This is a genomic window from Methanocalculus sp. (genome assembly GCF_029762515.1).
Lineage (GTDB): Archaea > Halobacteriota > Methanomicrobia > Methanomicrobiales > Methanocorpusculaceae > Methanocalculus.
This window is the reverse complement of sequence record NZ_JARVGN010000404.1, coordinates 1-1,997: the sequence shown is the minus strand read 5'-3', so window position 1 is coordinate 1,997 and position 1,997 is coordinate 1. Positions and strand designations below refer to the sequence as shown.

3 protein-coding genes are annotated in these 1,997 nt (G+C 53.8%); all 3 read left to right on the top strand.

The features are described 5' to 3' along the window. On the top strand, positions 1-726 hold a 726-nt coding region (locus QCH34_RS11500; protein ID WP_300334304.1), incomplete at its 5' end, for a DUF4350 domain-containing protein. Next, the gene (locus QCH34_RS11495; protein ID WP_300334301.1) at positions 726-1,691 is read left to right on the top strand and encodes a MoxR family ATPase; all 966 of its coding nucleotides are present in this window, start codon (positions 726-728) and stop codon (positions 1,689-1,691) included. The genes QCH34_RS11500 and QCH34_RS11495, both read left to right, overlap by 1 nt. Before the next feature lies 1 nt (position 1,692). Continuing rightward, the coding region (locus tag QCH34_RS11490) for a hypothetical protein (protein WP_300334299.1) at positions 1,693-1,997 on the top strand (305 nt) is incomplete at its 3' end.

Here is a 1,997-nt window from a genome sequence, read left to right as displayed (position 1 = left end):
ATGGGTGCGGATCTGCATACTCCCGGAACTGATCTGCCTGAGGAAATCGATCGCTACATCATCATCGCCCCAAGTGACGCGGGCGCAATCGGTATTGCAGAGCAGGTGTTAAATCGGGGGGGAACCGTCATCATCGCATGCGAGGAGGGGAATGGAAACGAACTCCTGAGAGGATTGGGATCCGGCATGAGGATCCAGCCAGGCAATGTCTCCAGCATTGATATGGAGTTTGCCTCGACCAGGACGGTTATTGCTGAGGTTGCCGGAAACCACAGCCTCTTTGCAGGGGTCAAAACCCTCGCCTTCAACCGGCCGTCATATATCACCGGCGGTGATCCCCTCGTCAGAACCTCGATCCTCTCCTGGGTTGATACAACCGGATCAGGGCGGCCGGGGAGCGGGATGGCCCTCGGCAGGTATACTTTGATCGCAACCGAGCAGGTGGGATCGGGGGAAGTGATCCTGATTGCAGATGCAAGCCTCTTTGCTACTACCATGCAGGAGGTGAGGCGGCTCCATGATAACCCCCGGCTCCTTGGGAACCTGCTGCAACCTGATGGTTCAGTGGTGGTGGATGCGACATACGGCCGCCCCGCAGATGCCGAAGGTCCTGCATATTTCATCCATAAGATTAAATCCGCACCGATAAGTACGATTATTGCCATACTTCTCCTGATGGTTGTTGTTGTGGTTGGATTCCGAAAAGAGATATTCCAGGGTGCATGATGTCAGAAGAAACAGATCTATCAGATGTTTCCCGGAGATACGAGGAGATCAGATCACATATTAATCAATATCTCGTCGGCAAAGATCAGCTCATCGAGCTGATGGCAATCGCTCTTCTTTCTGAAGGGCATATCCTGATCCAGGGTGTCCCGGGTACTGCGAAAACAACGATCGCGAAGGCGTTTGCAAAGATACTCGGGTACACCTTCTCCCGTGTCCAGTGTGCCGTCGATACGCAGCCTGCCGATATCCTGGGAATACGGGTCTATGATCAGGCGACAGGTGAGTTTGTACTCCGGAAAGGGCCGATCTTTTCAAATATCCTCCTGATCGATGAGCTGAACCGCCTGAACCCCAGGACGCAGAGTGCATTTATCGAGGTGATGAGCGAGCGGCAGGTGACGATAGAAGGGGAAACGCATCCGCTCCCAAGCCCGTTCTTTGTAATGGCTACCCAGAACCCGTACGAGTTTGAAGGGACGTTTCCGCTTATCGAGGCCCAGAAAGACCGGTTTATGTATAGTTTCATCTCCGAGTATCTCAATTCTGACGATGAACTGGAGGTCCTCCGGCGTCTTGACTCCGGGAGATTGAACTGGGATACCTATTCTGCAGGTCTTGATAAGCTCACCCATGATGCTGATATCGTCAGACTCAGGCAAGAGATCGAATCGGTTCATATTGAGGAGCGTGTATCACGATATATCCGGGATCTCGTCATTGCCACTCGGCAGAACGGGGATATCGGTCTTGGGGCGAGCACCCGTGCATCAATAGCTTTCTATAGGGGAAGCAAGGTGGTAGCTGCACTGAAAGGTAGAACTTTCGTTACCCCGGATGATGTCAGGGAGATTGCATTCAATGTGCTCCATCACCGGCTGATCCTCAGGAGAGAGGCTGAGATCGCCGGTATCACACTGGACGCGGTTATAAGGGGGATCATCGGATCGGTTGAGGTGCCGTGAGGTGCTGCTGACACCCCTCTCCCGTGCCATTCTGGCAGCCGGCATCCTGACGATCCTGGGTGGCGGCGCTATGGGCAGTATGCCGGCAGTGGTGGCAGGTGCTGCCCTTATCCTTCTGCTCTTCAGCCGTGCCGTCCTCTTCCTTTCTGCTGAAAACCGGATTATAGCCTCCCTTCAGATAGAACGGAGCTGTGATATTCGCATTGTCCGGCAATATGGGATCATCCCGGTCACTCTCTCAGCCACACTGGATCACCCGTTCGGCTGTGTGGTTTTACTAAGGGATAATCCGGGTCCGGGCTTTGA

Bases quoted from the DNA above. Each gene is read 5' to 3' on its own strand.
- QCH34_RS11495 (WP_300334301.1), top strand. From the start codon at position 726: ATGTCAGAAGAAACAGATCTATCAGATGTTTCCCGGAGATACGAGGAG.